General features: G+C 43.1%; 19 protein-coding genes. 16 read left to right on the top strand and 3 right to left on the bottom strand.

Annotated features, from left to right (window positions below; all coding sequences use genetic code 11):
• Positions 1 to 244: 244 nt before the first annotated feature.
• Positions 245 to 1,000, top strand: a complete 756-nt coding sequence (gene cysE, locus RMO79_RS16745) for a serine O-acetyltransferase (protein ID WP_310484340.1) — start codon at positions 245 to 247, stop codon at positions 998 to 1,000.
• Positions 1,001 to 1,144: 144 nt separating this feature from the next.
• Here the strand turns inward: cysE and RMO79_RS16740 are convergent, their stop codons facing one another.
• Entirely contained in the window at positions 1,145 to 1,705 is a 561-nt protein-coding gene (locus RMO79_RS16740; protein WP_310484339.1) for an alpha-ketoglutarate-dependent dioxygenase AlkB, read from the bottom strand.
• 26 nt (positions 1,706 to 1,731) lie between these two features.
• On the bottom strand, positions 1,732 to 2,763 hold the full coding sequence (locus tag RMO79_RS16735; protein WP_310484337.1) for an AraC family transcriptional regulator: 1,032 nt from the start codon (positions 2,761 to 2,763) through the stop codon (positions 1,732 to 1,734).
• 293 nt (positions 2,764 to 3,056) lie between these two features.
• Here RMO79_RS16735 and RMO79_RS16730 point away from each other — a divergent pair, with 293 nt between their 5' ends.
• The 8 genes from RMO79_RS16730 (at position 3,057) to RMO79_RS16695 (ending at position 8,853) form a co-directional block, all read left to right on the top strand.
• The gene (locus RMO79_RS16730) at positions 3,057 to 3,878 is read left to right on the top strand and encodes a LamG domain-containing protein (protein WP_310484344.1); all 822 of its coding nucleotides are present in this window, start codon (positions 3,057 to 3,059) and stop codon (positions 3,876 to 3,878) included.
• A 52-nt stretch (positions 3,879 to 3,930) separates the two neighbouring features.
• Entirely contained in the window at positions 3,931 to 4,731 is an 801-nt protein-coding gene (locus tag RMO79_RS16725; protein WP_310484335.1) for a hypothetical protein, read from the top strand.
• 58 nt (positions 4,732 to 4,789) lie between these two features.
• Entirely contained in the window at positions 4,790 to 5,251 is a 462-nt protein-coding gene (locus RMO79_RS16720; protein WP_310484334.1) for a hypothetical protein, read from the top strand.
• 155 nt (positions 5,252 to 5,406) lie between these two features.
• Positions 5,407 to 6,198 carry a hypothetical protein gene (locus RMO79_RS16715; RefSeq protein WP_310484332.1) on the top strand — a complete coding sequence of 264 codons (792 nt, stop codon included), beginning with the start codon at positions 5,407 to 5,409 and terminating at the stop codon, positions 6,196 to 6,198.
• Positions 6,199 to 6,366: 168 nt separating this feature from the next.
• Complete coding sequence (locus RMO79_RS16710; RefSeq protein ID WP_310484330.1) at positions 6,367 to 6,999, top strand: DUF1036 domain-containing protein; 633 nt, start codon at positions 6,367 to 6,369, stop codon at positions 6,997 to 6,999.
• A gap of 122 nt (positions 7,000 to 7,121) precedes the next feature.
• Positions 7,122 to 7,694, top strand: a complete 573-nt coding sequence (locus RMO79_RS16705; RefSeq protein WP_310484329.1) for a leucine-rich repeat protein — start codon at positions 7,122 to 7,124, stop codon at positions 7,692 to 7,694.
• Positions 7,695 to 7,869: 175 nt separating this feature from the next.
• Complete coding sequence (locus RMO79_RS16700) at positions 7,870 to 8,499, top strand: leucine-rich repeat domain-containing protein (RefSeq protein ID WP_310484328.1); 630 nt, start codon at positions 7,870 to 7,872, stop codon at positions 8,497 to 8,499.
• 189 nt (positions 8,500 to 8,688) lie between these two features.
• Positions 8,689 to 8,853, top strand: coding sequence for a hypothetical protein (locus RMO79_RS16695; RefSeq protein ID WP_310484327.1), 165 nt, complete (start codon positions 8,689 to 8,691; stop codon positions 8,851 to 8,853).
• A gap of 138 nt (positions 8,854 to 8,991) precedes the next feature.
• On the opposite strand, the gene cobQ is transcribed toward RMO79_RS16695, so the two are convergent.
• The gene (gene cobQ, locus RMO79_RS16690) at positions 8,992 to 10,506 is read right to left on the bottom strand and encodes a cobyric acid synthase CobQ (RefSeq protein ID WP_310484343.1); all 1,515 of its coding nucleotides are present in this window, start codon (positions 10,504 to 10,506) and stop codon (positions 8,992 to 8,994) included.
• A 127-nt stretch (positions 10,507 to 10,633) separates the two neighbouring features.
• Between cobQ and RMO79_RS16685 the strand changes: the two genes are divergently transcribed.
• The 7 genes from RMO79_RS16685 to RMO79_RS16655 all read left to right on the top strand — a co-directional run bounded on the left by RMO79_RS16685 (position 10,634) and on the right by RMO79_RS16655 (position 16,541).
• On the top strand, positions 10,634 to 10,837 hold the full coding sequence (locus tag RMO79_RS16685) for a hypothetical protein (RefSeq protein ID WP_310484326.1): 204 nt from the start codon (positions 10,634 to 10,636) through the stop codon (positions 10,835 to 10,837).
• Between the two features lie 293 nt (positions 10,838 to 11,130).
• Positions 11,131 to 11,625, top strand: coding sequence for a DUF1269 domain-containing protein (locus RMO79_RS16680; protein WP_310484341.1), 495 nt, complete (start codon positions 11,131 to 11,133; stop codon positions 11,623 to 11,625).
• Between the two features lie 236 nt (positions 11,626 to 11,861).
• Positions 11,862 to 12,770 (top strand): DUF2382 domain-containing protein, encoded by a 909-nt coding sequence (locus tag RMO79_RS16675; RefSeq protein WP_310484325.1) that lies wholly within the window; start codon positions 11,862 to 11,864, stop codon positions 12,768 to 12,770.
• 72 nt (positions 12,771 to 12,842) lie between these two features.
• The gene (locus RMO79_RS16670; RefSeq protein WP_310484324.1) at positions 12,843 to 13,391 is read left to right on the top strand and encodes a DUF2382 domain-containing protein; all 549 of its coding nucleotides are present in this window, start codon (positions 12,843 to 12,845) and stop codon (positions 13,389 to 13,391) included.
• Between the two features lie 81 nt (positions 13,392 to 13,472).
• Positions 13,473 to 13,913, top strand: a complete 441-nt coding sequence (locus tag RMO79_RS16665) for a hypothetical protein (protein ID WP_310484323.1) — start codon at positions 13,473 to 13,475, stop codon at positions 13,911 to 13,913.
• An 84-nt stretch (positions 13,914 to 13,997) separates the two neighbouring features.
• Positions 13,998 to 14,510 (top strand): hypothetical protein, encoded by a 513-nt coding sequence (locus RMO79_RS16660; RefSeq protein WP_310484321.1) that lies wholly within the window; start codon positions 13,998 to 14,000, stop codon positions 14,508 to 14,510.
• 297 nt (positions 14,511 to 14,807) lie between these two features.
• Entirely contained in the window at positions 14,808 to 16,541 is a 1,734-nt protein-coding gene (locus tag RMO79_RS16655; protein ID WP_396136617.1) for an ABC transporter ATP-binding protein/permease, read from the top strand.
• The last annotated feature ends 187 nt before the right edge of the window (positions 16,542 to 16,728 follow it).

Genomic DNA, 16,728 nt, shown 5'->3' with positions numbered 1-16,728 from the left:
GACTGGGGGACTGGGAGATTTTGGATTAAGAATACCAACTCCCATCTCTCCACACCTCCTGGTGGTTGAGCGAAGCCGTTGGCGATAGCCTGCCGTAGGCACAACCACACCTCCTACACCTCCCACACCTCCCACTACGGTGGTACAGCCGCTCCCCGCTAGATTGTGTAAACCGTACTGACATCGATCGAAAGATATCGGCTAAAATACGTAATAGCCTCCTCGCGATCGTAGAATACTTATCGTGCTTTCTAAACTAATTGCTGACTTCCGGATTATCTTCGATCGCGATCCTGCCGCCCGTAACTGGCTGGAAGTTTTGTTCTGCTATCCTGGGCTGCAAGCCTTATCGCTGCATCGGTTTGCACATTGGCTGTATGTTTTAGGCATCCCCTTTATCCCTCGCTTTATTTCGCATTTAGCGCGGTTTTTTACGGGGATTGAGATTCACCCAGGGGCGACAATTGGCAAGGGTGTATTTATCGATCACGGGATGGGCGTAGTCATTGGTGAAACGGCAATTATTGGCGATTACGCGCTGATTTATCAAGGCGTAACGCTTGGCGGTACTGGTAAAGAAAGCGGCAAACGTCACCCGACACTCGGCGAAAATGTTGTCGTCGGCGCGGGTGCTAAAGTATTGGGCAATTTACAAATCGGTAGTAACGTGCGGATTGGTGCGGGTTCTGTCGTACTGCGAGACGTGCCTTCAGATTGTACGGTAGTCGGCATTCCCGGACGGATTTTATATCGAGCTGGCGAGCGCGTCGGGCCGCTAGAACATGGTAGTCTACCAGATACAGAAGCAGAAGTAATTCGGGCATTAGTCGATCGCATTGAAAGCTTAGAGCAACAAGTTCAAAAAATGCAAACCGAACAAACTTGCAACGACATCATTCAAGGTGTGGAAACTCCCTCCGCCGAAGGGATTGAGTTAGCACCGAGCTGTCACTTGGAAGATAAAGTCATTCGGCAATTTTTAGACGGTTCGGGAATTTAGTAATAAGTTCGATCGATTCTATTTTTAAGATATAGCAATTACCAAGATGGTTATGGCAGTTCGAGCTGCTTTATCATACTCCCTGCCCACTCAAGAAATAGACAATTTCGATCTGTGCTGTTGGTCGTCTATCCACTATTCACTCTAGATGTCTAATTTGACACTGGGAAGGGAGTATGAGGGATCGATCCGGCGAAACGTTAGACTAATGCGACCGTCCATTACATTAGCCCTTTTGATGGCATGACTCCAAAATTCTTGAGTTTTTTGGCTCATATACATCAACGAACCGTGAGGTAATAAATAATTTAGCCGTTGCTCGTAATCGACTTTCGATCGAAATGAGAGTTTTCGTTCGGTACCCAGCGAAATAATAATAATCTGCGTTCCATCCTCTAGATTATCGATTTCATCAGAGTGGAAACCCATCTTATCGCGACCATCTTTGTAGAAATTGACTAGACAACTATTTGGTTCAAATCCTAAAGTTTGGGCTAATTTATCGCACAGCGGTAGCAAAAGCGGGTGCATCGGCTGGATTTCGTATGTCAAACCAGAGTAATTATAAGGTAGCCCGAAACAAGCGGTTTTACGCGCACTAATCCGCTCGTCCCATTCAATTCGATCGCGTAACTTATGATACAGTTCGGTTGCGGCTGTTGGTGATAAATAACCTGGGCAAATTGTAACTTCTGGCTCAGTCATGGATAGATCGACATCTTGGCTCTATCTTAGTTTAACCGTGAATGACTGCGGCGATTCGATCGAGTTCGATCTGAGATCGTCGAGATTGTTCGTTGGCGTTGGCGAAGCCTCTGCCTTAGCAGAAGCGTCTCGGAGAGAAGAGAAGCCTCTCCCTTGGAGAATCGATACTTGGCTGGCGAAATTCCATATTTTTGTCTAAATCGGGTCGCGAACGCACTAGAGCTAGAAAATCCACACATTTGACAGATCTTGGCAATTGGCAAATTAGCATCTCGATCGAGCAGTAATTCGCTCGCTCGTTCTAGTCGTTTCGTAATGATAAATTGATAGGGACTAATCCCCATAATTTTTTTAAATGAATGAGCGAACACCGAAATACTCAATCGAGCGCGTTCGGCTAATGCTTGGACGGTAATTTCTCGATCTAAATTTCGTTCGATATAGTCGATCGCATCATTTAACTCGGATTGATGAGAATAGACTGTATAAATAGTCTCGATCGGCTGTCGATCGGCATAGGTACGAATTAAATGCAGACTTAGTACCGTCGCTAATGCCTCTGCATAGAGGAGATCTGTCAGTTGATTTAGGGCAAACTCTTGTTTGAATAATTCTAGTAAATTTTTGATAATCGGATCTTCACAACCGATTAATGGCTTAAATAAAACATCTTCTGCGGTAAAATTGGTCGAGATTAAATTACTGACAAAGCTGGGTTGTAAATATACGTGCATACACAGCGAATCATGCGACCAGCGCGACCCAGAAATCTCATTATGGGGGATAAAGATCCACTCGCCAGTGCCGATCGGATGTGGCTGAAACGTTAACCCATCGGTAGATAATTCTAGACTTGGCAGATCGCTCAGAGCCATCGAAAACGCATGGTAAGGCACAACATAAAATGGTGTTGCCATCGGTGGTAATTGATAAATCGTCACCTGCGCGCTATTCCCCATTTTACTCATCCCCACAATTTCGGCATCTGGCACTGCCAAAATTCTCAATTCATCGAGATCGCTAATATCGATTGGCTCTTTGTCTGGGGGGAAGTCCATTGCCGTACCTCATAAAAAATACCCGATCTGGAGTATAAGTCGTCTAAATTTAGCAGCTTTGAGCAAGAAATTTAGCAGCTTTGAGCAACAATTTTTTTTGTTACCAGATTATTATGGCACTAATTGATGGTCAAATTGTAGCAATTACGTATTATTTGTTCAATTATGAGTATTAAAATATACTTTCTAAACATCATCCTACACCCTTTTTTTTGAAGATCTGGAGGTTAAGTCGATCGGGGCAAAAACCAAACATCCATACAATCGATTCTAGGAGATCGATCGTGTCAAAAATGATTAAAACAGCTTTTCAATCTAACCAATCTCAGCAGAAATTCATGAAAAATATCTATAAAATCCAGTGGCGTGGTATTTCGTTCAAAAAAGTATTTGGCTTGTGCTTGAGTATCGTAACTGCGCTTGCCATCAACCTGATGCAAATTCCGGCTGGGTTTGCGGCAGATTCCACCAACATCGTGGGCAACTGGCATCTCGATGAAGGGCGGGGCAAAGTTGCCCAAGATTCCTCTGGAAATTTCAATCCGGGTAAATTGACAGCCGATACTGGTGGTACAGCACCGACTTGGATCGCCCGCAAGTTTGATACCGCCGCGCTGAAATTTGCCGGACAAGGCTCAGTTGAAATTGCCGACTCGCCCGCACTCGAACCTGCGAATATTACCCTAGAAGCATGGGTCAAAAGATCGCCTGGGGCAGCTAGTTCTGAGTATGTGATTTCTAAGGGCGCAGCCGAGTGTCGCGTCGCCTCATATGCCTTTTACACGGGCAGCAGCAAGGGTCTTTTCTTCTATGTTTCCGATGGCAAGACCTACATCGAATCACCAGATGCTGGTACCAATATTTGGGACGACAAATGGCACCATGTGGCTGGTACTTACGATCGCCAGACAGTCAAGCTCTATGTCGATGGCAAACAAGTTGGTAACGGCACGCCAACAACATTAACTATTGGTTATGGACTGCCAACCAATGATAAGTTCTACATCGGCAGCTATGGGACTAATTGCGTTCCCAAATTTAGAGGGGACATCGATGAGGTTAGAGTCTGGAACCAATCGCTGACGGATAGCGAGATTAGCAACAGGGCAATTTAAACCAACCGAATTGAGACAAATCTAACTTACTAAAAATCAACTTTTGAACAATATGAAATCTGTATCGATCGCTAAATTAGCCCGATTCTCTGCGATGTGTGTAGCCTGCGCGATCGTCGTTACAAATATCAACCCCAGCTTCGCACAATCAACAGACAGAGATAATCCAACTCCCTTGACTACGAATATCCTCTCTAATCCAGGCAAACAAAATAGCAAAACTGTCTACTACTATTCATTAACAGCGAAGCCAGGACAAATAACTATCACCTTAGATTCCGATGTTGGTAGTGTAGGTGGTTCATCTAGTACGACTGTCCGCATACAAACTATTGATGGCAATAATCTAAAAACCATCAGTGCTTCTTCTAATTCAGGAAACCCAAAGCGACAGGTTGATAATATTAAATTTACTTCAGAAATACCTGTACTGTTATTGATTAGCTCAAGTGGTTATCATAAAATTAAAATCGATGGCGACTGGGCACGATCGGGATCTGCATCCACCCCGACGAAACCCGAATCTAAGCCAGATAATCCCGTCACCACTGTACCAAAACCGATCGCTCCTACCGATCCAAATACATGCAAACAAGGCTACGTTTGGCGGGAAGCAATGCCAAATGATGTCGTTTGTGTGACCCCAAAAGTTCGTACCAGAACTCGTCAAGAGAACAGTCAAGCATCTCTCCGCCGAGAACCGAATGGTGGAGCATACGGGGCAGATACTTGTAAACAAGGCTTTGTTTGGCGCGAAGCCACTTCAGCCGATCGTGTTTGTGTCGTACCAAAAATTCGAGCCGAAGCAGCAGAAGACAATAAACAAGCTGGAGCGCGTCGGATCGTTCCGTAGAGATCGATAGATCTCGATCGGTTTAACTTTCAAATATTCAATTATCCAGCTCTGCATCATGACAAATTCTCTTTCATCATCTTTGCGTTCTTTCGCGCTGACTTCGATTAGTTTACTTCCCATTTGTGGTATTAGCTTAGGATTGAATCCTAGTCTGGCTGAGGCAAATATATCTTCATCTCAAGAACGAGTAGTTGTTAAACAAAAATTAATCGCTGAACTTACTGCTACGCCTGCTAGTAATCTTTCAGGAGTATATAAATGCAATGATGGCGGTACTTACTATGTCCGACAAAATGGCAATAATTTGTGGTGGTATGGAGAAAGTGGGGATGGAGTTGGTTGGACTAATATTTTCAAAGGTACGATCCGAGGTAATGACATTAATGGTAATTGGATTGATGTACCCAAAGGCAATAATAAGGGTGCAGGGGTAATGAACATTCGAGTCAGTAACGGTAAACTTATCTCTACTTATAAAACTGGCGGTTTTAGCGGCAGTGAATGGACTCGGCAGTAGATTTATATAACCCAGTTGAGATCTTTTTAGATCCTGGTGAAGAAGGGTAGGTTTTGTTTAAGATCGAACAGTAACATCTACATTAAATTGCATTGCATTGCATTGTCTTGTCGCCCTTACACCATCATCTTCGAGCAAAACCCGCCCTCTCCCACTTGAAACTTACTCACAAGAAAATAATGATAAAAAATAGATTAAAAATTATTGTATTGGCGATCGCTGTTTTAGCGATCGTCTTGCTCGATAATATCGGATTTGGATCGTTCGATCGAGTAGATGCACGACCAACTTTTTCAAAAGATGAGGTTCAAATACAAGATATTCAAACTGCCCCCACTACTCGATGGCGAAACTATCGAGCCGCACTCAACTATTCTTCAAAAAAAGATAGTGGTAATTTCATCAATAGTCTATGGAATGAAGGTAGTAAAGGCTTAGAAAAAAAGTTCCAAGAAGCAATCGATGGAAAACAACTCGATCGCGGAGATCGAATTCGTGATGCAATCGTCAAGTCCAACGCAATTAACATCGATCGGGAATTTTTCTCATTCAGTCCTAGTGGAAATAAAGGCACAATAGTAAGAGAAATGACTCAGAAAGTTCAGTTCAAAACAACTAGTCCTGCAACTCTCGGTTCAGAACGAGAGTCAACTTTTCTTGGTGAATTCGCTCTAAAGATTGAATTGAAAATATTTACAACTAATCAAAGCAAAAACTTAGATGATAAGATTTCTGTATATAATCTGACAGTTGGAATTAGTAATGCTCGCCTTGATTCAAATGCAGACGAGACAACAGCATTATTAGTATCTCGCTTCTATAATAAACAGTTTGAAGATGTAATATCTCAAATTAATAGTGACTCTTCTATCAGAAATATGTGGGCTGGCTACATTGAATCTGTCCTCCAGCGTACAGTTCCAGTAAATATCTTGTTGACTCGATAAAATTAGAGCCAGATTTATGAACAAAAATATTGCATTATTCAGCAGATTTCTACTCTTGTTACAAGCCAATTAAGCCACTGGCTGGTTTGACGAACTTGGAAACTATCGATATGCGGCGCAATAAAGTTGTTGATTTGAAGCCATTGGCTGGGTTAAGCAAACTGAAACATGTTTCAGGAAGCATACCAATTTTCAACTGAATTAAAGGCAATTAGTATCGATCGATCTCTACCATTAAACAAAGCAATGCTTAAAAATATCAGATTACCGATCTTAATCGGCTTAATTACACCAATAAGTGCCTTCTCTATCCAACCAGCCGCTCGTGCTGCAACAGAATTTTGTAACCAGACAAATTCACCAGTTCGAGTCGCCTATGCCAGAGGAACCCTCGATCCGCGACCTTCGATCGAAATTACTAACTACCAGATTAAAGGCTGGTTGACGATCGATCCAGGTGCCTGCATGACGGCATCAACCGAACCAGCAGATAAAGTCGATCGTCCTGATGGTTACGATCTGGTTCGTCATTATTACTACGCCAAATCTACAAATAAAAAGATTGCCTTGACTGGTGAATTTTTTCAAAGTACAGAAAAATTTTGCATCAAAGATACTAACTTTAAATATTCTCACGCAATTAGCTACACTTCACCAAAACTCAAATGCGATTCGCCAAAGGCGAGGCTGCGCCAACGCGGTTATAAACAGGTTGGTTTCAGCCCCTTTTACTCGACTACACCTAACTATACAGTTTCATTGACAAGTTCGCAAAGTTCACCCATAAAAACAGGAAAATAATAATTATACTTAAAGCTTCAATGTGGTTTCCAAACACATATCTTCCAATAATTTAAACACGAAATCTACTTTCGCCAAAAAAATACTTCAAAAATAAAACTCTTTATTTGAAAACAAGCATCATGAAAAAAGTTATTACATTCATCAGCGGATTACTATTTCTCTCACCACTATTACCAGCAGTAGCGAGTCCACCAACACAGATAAAATTAATAAGTTTTATTCAGTGGTGTCAACAGGGATCTGCTCTATCTGAGGAAGCTGGCAAGACAGTTTCGATATTACTAATGCAGGTTAAAACTACTGACTGCAAACAAGCTAACTCTAGACTACAAAATCTGACATCGTTGGATCTCAGTGGTAAACAAATCCGAGATCTACAGGTATTGGGTAGCTTGAGTCATCTAACCAGTCTCAATCTCAAAAATAATAAGATTTGCGACCTAAAGCCTCTTATGACTTTGACTAAATTAAAAAAACTCGTACTCACCAAAAATGAGATTGGCAATGTTTGCGTTGCGGATCTTGAACCTATATCAGCACTGTATGAATTACGAGAATTGTACCTTGATGACAATGGCATTAGCAATCTAGAATCTTTGTCTACCTTACGTTTGAAAAAACTTGAAGTTTCTAAGAATCCAATTGACTACCAAGTTTGTCCAATTAAAGGAAAGTCAATTTGTGTATTTTGAATTTGGCGTATCGACTTCTTTGGCATCTTATTCTGTATTAAGGTCGCTTATTTAATCCATGCTGTAATTGCCAGCATATTTACAATCCGAGGATACCGCTTTCAAAGTCGCCGCATTCATCATTTTGTTAGAGCTGAATAAAACTTTAAAACGATCGCATTTACCAATATAAATCATGAAAAAAGTTATTGTATTAGTCAGCGGATTTACATTCTTATTACAAGTTTTACCAACAACAGCGGCTCCCTCACAACAACAGAAAACTAAAAGTTTTGCTCAGTGGTGTCAACAGAAAGATTCTGTACCTGCGGCTACTAAATTGACGATCGATCTATTACTCAAAGAAGCGGGCACCCAAAATTGTCAACAAGCTGATTCTTACATCAACAGTTTGACCGAACTCAACCTATCAGGAAAGGGAATTAGCGATTTACAGCCTCTATCTGGGTTAACTAAATTAACAGGTCTTTATCTTGACAGTAATAAAATTAGCGATCTCAAACCGCTAGCTGGATTGACTAAATTAATGGGTCTCGGTCTTAATGAAAATAAAATTAGCGATCTCAAACCGCTATCTGGTTTAACTAAATTAATTGGTCTCCACCTTAGTAATAATAAAATCAGCAATATTAAACCTCTGGCTGGATTAATTCAATTAAATACCCTCTACCTTCAAAACAATCAAATTATCGATGCAAAGCCTCTATCTAAAATGAATAAATTAGACTCAATTTGTCTTTTTAATAATAAAATTATCGATAAAAATTTGACATTTATGAATCGAGAAGATGCTTGTAAATTATAAACGATCGCCAAAATCAAAATTACGAAAAAAGTTATTGTATTCGCCAGCGGGTTAGCACTTTTATTACAATCTATTCCAGCAACGGCGATCTAGTAGGGGAGGGCGGGTTCGTCTGATATTGAACAGTCAAATCGATATTGGCTAGCATAAACAAAGCCATCTACAGTCGATCTATAAAGATGTATACGGATGAATTTATGGATCTGTAGGGGTTGGTTTGCGGCGCGCGTTTCTCCCGTCGGAGAGGCTGTACCTACGGTAGTCTGTGCCTACGGCAGGCTACGCCAACGCCAACGCCAACGTCAGGTTTCCCGACGGTTTAGCGGCGTTTTTTTGTCTAGGGGAACCCCCTAATAAAAAAACGACAAGACAGCGCGACAAGACAATGCAATTTAATGTTGATAGTACTGTTCGATCTCAAACAAAACCCACCCTCCTCCACTAAGATCTCAAAAGGGTTCTATATTATTAGCACCGATCGACCCCTAATTTTCACCCTATTAATGGAGCTAAATCTAAATACTCAGAAATCGAATCTGCCAATTTGTCGAAAATTTCTTCGCGTTGACTGGCGTACTCTGGTACCTCCGTGGTGAGCGGCGATAGATGGCGACGAGAGCGGATCTGATTGAGCCAGTGTCTGCGCCACATTCCATTATCAAAAATTCCGTGTAAATAGGTGCCCCAAAGCTGGAGATGGCAATCGACAATGCCCAGACTGACATCGCTAAATAATTGCTCGTATTCGGGGCTAGCAGGTCGATTCTCGTTCCGAGACGCTTTTGCTGAGGCAGAGGCTCCGCCAACGCGAACGGGGTGCCATTGGGTGGTGCCTTGATGAATTTCGTATCCAGAAATCGCGATGCCGGGATGGGGGTAATTGGTGGTAGCAGTGCGTTGGCTGGTAGTTTTGGTTTCGGAAATCGTGGTTTGGAGTGGGAATAGGTTCAAGCCAGGATGTTCGCCAGGAATACCTTCGATTCCGGTAGGATCGTTAATGGTAGTACCGAGCATTTGAAAACCGCCACAAACCCCCATAATCGTACCGCCATTAGCGAGATAAGTTGGTAAAATTGCGGCGATACCCGTTTGGCGCAGCCAATTTAGATCGGCAATAGTTGTTTTCGAGCCAGGTAAAATTACCGCATCGCAGCTATTTAGTTCGTCTTTAGTCGTAATATATTTGAGATTGACTGTCGGTTCGGCATCGATCGGATCGAAATCGGTAAAATTGGAAATGCGGGGAAATCTCATGACTCCAATTGTTAAATCTGCATTCGGTTTACGCGATCGACGTTCTAATAAATCTAACGAATCTTCAGATGGAAATACTTGGTCTAACATGGGAATTACCCCAATTACTGGAATCCCCGTTCGTTCCTCTAACCAGGTAATTCCCGACTCTAAGAGCGATCGCTGCCCTCGAAATTTATTAATAATAAAGCCTTTAATTAACGCGCGTTCTTCGGGTTCTAATAACTCTAAAGTACCGACAATATGTGCGAATACCCCACCCCGATCGATATCGGCAACTAACACCGTATTTGCCTGTAAATAACTCGCCACGCGCATATTAGTCAAATCGCGATGTTTGAGATTAATTTCCGCCGGACTCCCCGCACCTTCACAGACAATATAATCGAATTCTAAGGCTAATTTATCTAAACAATCGGTAATTGCCGCCCACCCGCGATCGAAATAATCGCGATAATAATCCGCCGCCTGCACTCTCCCCACCGCCGTACCCATTAAAATTACCTGAGAAGTCATATCGCCCTGCGGCTTGAGCAGAATGGGATTCATCTCCACCCTCGGCTCAATTTTTGCCGCCCACGCCTGTACCGCCTGCGCGTGACCCATTTCTTTACCATCGGCGGTAATATAGGCATTCAGAGCCATATTCTGCCCCTTGAAGGGGGTGACGTTCCACCCTTGTCGCACCAAGAGCCGACAGATAGCAGCGGTAATTAATGATTTGCCAGCGTGGGAGGTGGTGCCCACAACCATAATGGATTTAGTCAATTTGGGGAAAATGGGATGAGTATAACTTAATTCGTTCTATTGAATCAACAGAAGCTGCGTTAGCTGCTAGTATTGCCAGTTTACAAGAAATCCAACGTAATTATAATTAATTATGAGTAACGACTTTAAAATTCCCGATGCTGAAACTAGAGCCAGATCGATCGCCAACATCAGAGAAGCTGGTAGACTCTTAGACCTATGTACATTAGATCTAGATGAAGCTATAGCTGCCCTAGACAAACATTTGCTCCAACAACGCCGAGCCAGATTATTGTATAAATCTAACTACATTCCTACAGAAACAGTTGAAAACTAGTTTTCGATCGACTCCTGGGGCTATGGAGAATCAATTGCGATCTATCGGATTGAAATAGAGCAGATGAGGGGCAGAACGACGAAAGAAAATAGCAATCTTCAACACCAGCATTTAAGTAATTAAATCTAAATCTCTACCGATTGAGAGATCGATATTTACAACATTTATGCACAACTAGAAAATCAGGCTCGGCTGTGATTCATTCTCTCTATCTGTGGACAGAGAGCATAATTGGCATGAATTTTGTACGATCGATATATCGAACCAGTCAAACTTATTTAGAGGATAATTCTGTGAGCGATTTAATTGTTGTCGGTTTTAAAGACGAATTTAAGGCTGATGAAGTCATGAGCGAATTAAGAAGACTTCAATCAGAGTACTTAGTCGATCTCGAAGATGCTGCTGTGGTCATCAGAAACCAAGAAGGCAAAGTCAAAATTAAGCAAGCCCAAGAACTAGTTGCTGCTGGTGCTATTGGCGGTAGTTATTGGGGCGTATTATTGAGTGTAATTTTCTTCAACCCAATTTTTGCATTGGTAGGTGCGGCTGCTGGTGCGCTCTCAGGAGCCTTATCAGATATCGGCATCGACGATAACTTTATGCGCGATCTCGGCAGCACGATCGAACCAGGAACTTCGGCAATCTTTGTGTTAATCCGCAAATCTACACCCGATCGCGTGTTGGCAGATTTGAGTAAATTTGAAGGTAAAGTGTTACGGACTTCACTATCAAAAGAAGATGAAGCAAAACTCCAAGTAGCACTGACCAAAACCCCAGCTACAGTCTAAACCATTCTCTCATCTGCGCCAAAAATTTAGGGTAGGGTAATTTATAAATTGCTCTACCCTAAATTGTCGATATTAACTCTGATGAAAGTCAATAACGATCGCGACCTAATTACATCTGTCTCTCTCTAATGGCGCAATCGAAATCGGTAGATAGAAGGATGATTAATATGAGCTAAAAATCTAAAATTTGTAAGTAAATAACTGTATTTAACTTAGCAAATAGCAATCAGGTAATTATGGCTCTCCACAAAATTAAAGACTTCGATCCAGACTATAGCCAGCATTTTGAAGATCGCGATGTTAAAGGCATGGATCTATACGCAGCCGAAGAAAAAATTGGATCTGTCGATGATATTTTAGTAGATGACAACGGACAAATTCGCTATTTAGTCATCAATACTGGCGTATGGATTCTGGGTAAAAAAGTATTATTACCGATCGGTCGCGCGAGCATTGACTACAACAAAAAACGCGTCTACGGTCAAAACCTCACCAAAGCCCAAGTCGAAGCCCTCCCCGAATTGACTGACGACATGACAGTCGATTACGACCATGAAGAGCGAGTCAGAGGCGTTTATCGTTCTGCCATGCCTGCCAAGCAAGCACCTGAGACTGGTACTAAAACGATGCCACAGACTAGCGAGCCGATGCTTGGTGTCGAAGATGGATATCTAGCGTCAGAAGGTTATGTTTACGATCGCGATACCTATTCGCATGACAAAGAACCCGATCTTTATGCTATGAACGAGGATAATCATCCTAGCTTCAAGCTGTACGAAGAGCGGCTAGTTGCGGGCAAACAACGTCAAAAGACTGGCGATGCGGTGATTAGCAAACGCATTGAAACCGAAACCGCTCAGGCTTCCGTACCCATCGAAAAAGAACGCGTGGTCATCGAACGGGTGCCCGCGAGTGGGGTGACAGCAGTAGCTCCTGGCGAAGCTACCTTCCAAGCTGGTGAAGTCTCTCGGATGGATGTCTATGAAGAAGTTCCTGAATTTCATAAAGAGGCATTCGTCCGCGAGGAAGTGCGCGTCAATAAAGTAGTAGACAAAGAAACTGCTACCGCTCAAGAACAGATCCGTCGCGAAGAACTCGATGTCAATGTTGATGTTCGTCCCGCTGGCACTGACGGCAAACTGTAGGCTCTAGCTCATTCTTAGAGGTAGGGGTAATTCATTGCCCCTACCTCTAGAAGTGTCTTCGATAATCACATTATGCTGGGGAAGAACATGCTTGCTGACGAATTTAAATCTAGTCAACAAAATGGCGGAGTAGAGCGTCGCGATCCAATTGCCGATCCGGCAAAGACCCTAACGGAAACAGTAATTCCGTTACTAGAAGAAAGATTGGTAGTCGAGTTGACGCGACGCAAAAGCGGAGACATTGTGGTTCGCAAAGAGATCGAAACCCAGATGTTGCAAGTTCGAGTACCCGTACGGCGCGAAAAGTTGATTGTCGAACAAGTTAGCCCAGAATATAAACGGATTGCCGAAATCGATTTAGGCGAACAAGTTACTAATGAAGCCATCGCTAATGCGATCGCACCCCAAGATCGATCGATTTCGGTGGAATTAGTTGGTAACGATCGATTGACAATTCAGGACGATCGGACTTATTCGCTACAAGGTGCGATCGATCTACTCACCGAACTCAAGCGTTTGCCCGATCGCGAGTGGGAAAATATCAAGCTCGAAATAGTTCTCAAAAATCCCGATCGTCACGATAGTTACCAAGCCATACTCGATCGTTATAGTCAAGCATAATTTTGTGCCGACGATCGCGCTCGATTTCTTGATATTTCTAGTTCGGTCGATAATATATCTTTTAGTTTTAGGAGTAAGTAGATGAGTTTTTTACAACAAGGTCGTAAGATAATTATTGCTTTGTCCTTAGTCTTGATGTTAGTTTTCACGACAGCATGTGGTAGTAAAACAATAGATAAAACTATCGCAATACCCACAGCGATAAACCAATCTAATTACGCCCAGCTAGAGCGGGGCAATTCGGCGACAGGTCAAGAATTTGGTAATTGGGTGGTAACAACCAGTCACGGTTTAATTAAAGATGCTTACGTTCGCGATCGCGATAAATTAGGCATCGTTATCTCCCCTCAAGTCAAACCTAGTGAAGTCAAAGATCTGGCTAAATCTCTGACTCAAGGCTTTCGCAAAAACTTTCCCGATCGCGATCTGAAAATTTTGATGTATGCCCCAGATAAAAAGTTGATTTTAACCGCTATCTACGATACTCAGTCTAAGCAAATTGAGTACCAGCAAGCAGCATAGTTTTAGATTGTTAAAATAGCGCGAGTATTGAAAGTTATTTCCCCGATCGTTCATAATCTAATTCACAATAAATACTAAAAAGCCATGTCTACCAGCGAAGATTACAAACGTCAAGTAATGAAAGATTTAGCGGGCGGAGATAAAGAACTCCTTGAAGATGCTAGTTCAGCCGAAAATTACGATAACTTTGATGATTTTGCCCAAAAATCTTCTAAAAACGAACGACACCAGTTATTTAGTAAGTCGTTCCAATCCGATCGGATTCCCGCCGCCCAAATGGAGCCAGAATTGCAAAAAGCAATCGCCCAAATTAAACCTCACGAGCGCGATGATGTCGCCCGCGAATTTTTTAGTCATCTCAAGAAAAAAGGTTTGAGCGATCGCGATTTAGAACAGCAGTTGGGATTATCTACGCACGACCCCAACCGGATGAGCGCGGATGATGTGGGGAAATTGGCTGGCTTTGCTTATCACAATTATGCTGATGTCTTTCACGATGTCCTAGCCGAGCAGCCTGCAATGGTGAAGTTTCTCAGCAATCCAATGGTGGGCGCAGCTTTGGGCGCAATGGCGGCCAAGTGGATGGGGCGCAAATAACCCAAGTTGCTAGTTACTCGATCGTGGCAAGAGGAGTGGGGGTGGGAGGATAGAAAAGGGGCGGGAAGATGGGGAGGATTTATGAAGATCTCGCTTTAATTTACGCTCCCCGCTCCCCGCTAAATAGTAAATTTACTTACGCCCAAGACTACTAGCCGCTAGCCGCGCGACTGGGGATGGTTCACAATAACAAAGATGACCGATCGAAATGTTGTCTTTGTCAATTTAGCTTGTGCTAGCATCGGACATCTGCTAATTTCGATGCGATCGTCAGTCGCCGCAGTAAATATAATTATCATGAATAGGTTCGATCTGACCGTATTTAGACAGTTTTGGACGCTCGCCAAATCCTACTGGTCTAGCGATGAAAAGTGGCGCGCGCGCGGGCTATTACTCGCCGTAATTTTATTGTCATTGGGTTACACCGGACTGAGCGTGCTGCTTAATAATAAGCGCGGCGTGCTGATTTCGGCACTATCGGCGCGTGAAGAAGCTAGATTTTGGCAGACAATTTTGGTGTTTACCGGGACATTAGTAGTCTACGCGCCGCTGTATGCTGGTTATGTCTATTTACGCGATCGATTGGCAGTCGAGTGGCGACAATGGCTGACCGCTAATTTTCTCGATCGCTATTTTCAGAATCGATCGTTTTATTATCTCAATTATGCCGAAGCCAATATCGATAACCCCGATCAACGGATTGCCGAAGATGTTAAAAGTTTTACCCATGAGTCGCTGACATTTTTGCTGGCGGTAGTCGATTCGCTCTTAGCGGCGATCGCGTTTACCAGCGTGCTGTGGGGCATTTCACCGCAGTTAATTTTGTTTTTGGTCGTTTATGCCCTCATCGGTACGTTGACGACGGTGGGGGTCTTCGGACAGCCTTTGATGAGACTTAATTTCGAGCGGCTCAAAACCGAAGCAAATTTTCGGTTCAGTCTGGTTAGAGTGCGCGAAAATGCTGAAGCGATCGCGTTTTATCAGGGCGAAGGCTATGAGTCAGAACGGATTAAGGGACGATTTGTTGAGGTGTTTGATAATTTCAAACGCTTGATTTTTTGGGAATTAAATCTCAATATTTTTACGAATGCTTATGAGTTTCTCCCCTTTATTTTACCCGCGATCGTCGTCGCACCGAGTATTTTTGCAGGTGAGTTAGAAGTTGGCAAACTGACCGAAGCGCAGGGAGCATTTATTCGGATCTTTTTCTCGCTCAATCTGATTGTGGCGCGGTTTCAATCTTTGAGTACTTTTGGTGCGGGTGTCGATCGATTGTACGCATTTTTGGAGTCTTTCGATCGGTCGATCGCGATGCCAACTAACGACGGCGCAACCGCACCACAGACGATCGAGACTGAAATTATCGACGCTGCCGTAGTCTCAAATCGTCCGCTAGAGCTGGCTAAGATGACGCTCCAGACACCCAATCGTCAGCGCGTGCTAATCGAAAGTTTATCGCTCGAACTTGCTCCTGGTGAAGGTTTACTAGTCAGAGGCCCCAGCGGCTGCGGTAAGAGTTCGTTACTGCGCGCGATCGTCGGATTGTGGGATGCAGGTACGGGTAAAATCGTCCGTCCGCCCCTAACTGAAATGCTATTTTTACCCCAACGACCGTATATGGTTTTGGGCACATTACGCGACCAACTGTTATATCCACATATGGATGCATCTGTTGAAGATAGTTATTTAAGTCAAATTTTAAAGCAGGTAAATTTACCCGATCTCGAACAGCAACATGGTGGATTCGATACCGAACAAAATTGGGCGCAGGTGCTATCTTTAGGCGAACAACAACGGCTAATTTTTGCGCGATTACTATTGAATAAACCTCGCTACGCGATTTTAGATGAAGCTACTAGCGCGCTCGACGATCGCAACGAGCAGCAGCTTTATCAGCAACTTCGAGACTCTGGAATGACATTTTTAAGCGTCGGACATCGCGAACGGTTGAGCGATTATCATCCGTCAATTTTAGAACTGAGTGCCGATCGATCTTGGTCTTTATCGCCACAGCGATCTTTGCCAGACTAATACCAAATTAAATTCACTAAATGACAGATTAGCTCCCTCCCCTCTATAAGAGGATGTTTGGAAATACGGAGAGTATAAAATATTCAAGCAAGTCTCCGTAGCATAAGTCGGATCATAGCAATGTGGATGAAAGCCTCTGATGAAGCAGGTAAACGTTCGTAATCAACATTAAGACGGCGACACCAGT

The organism is Chamaesiphon sp. VAR_48_metabat_403 (assembly GCF_031422475.1).
In the GTDB taxonomy this organism is placed as follows: Bacteria; Cyanobacteriota; Cyanobacteriia; order Cyanobacteriales; family Chamaesiphonaceae; genus Chamaesiphon.
The sequence above is the reverse complement of the archived record's forward strand: the minus strand, read 5'-3'. Positions and strand labels throughout refer to the sequence as shown.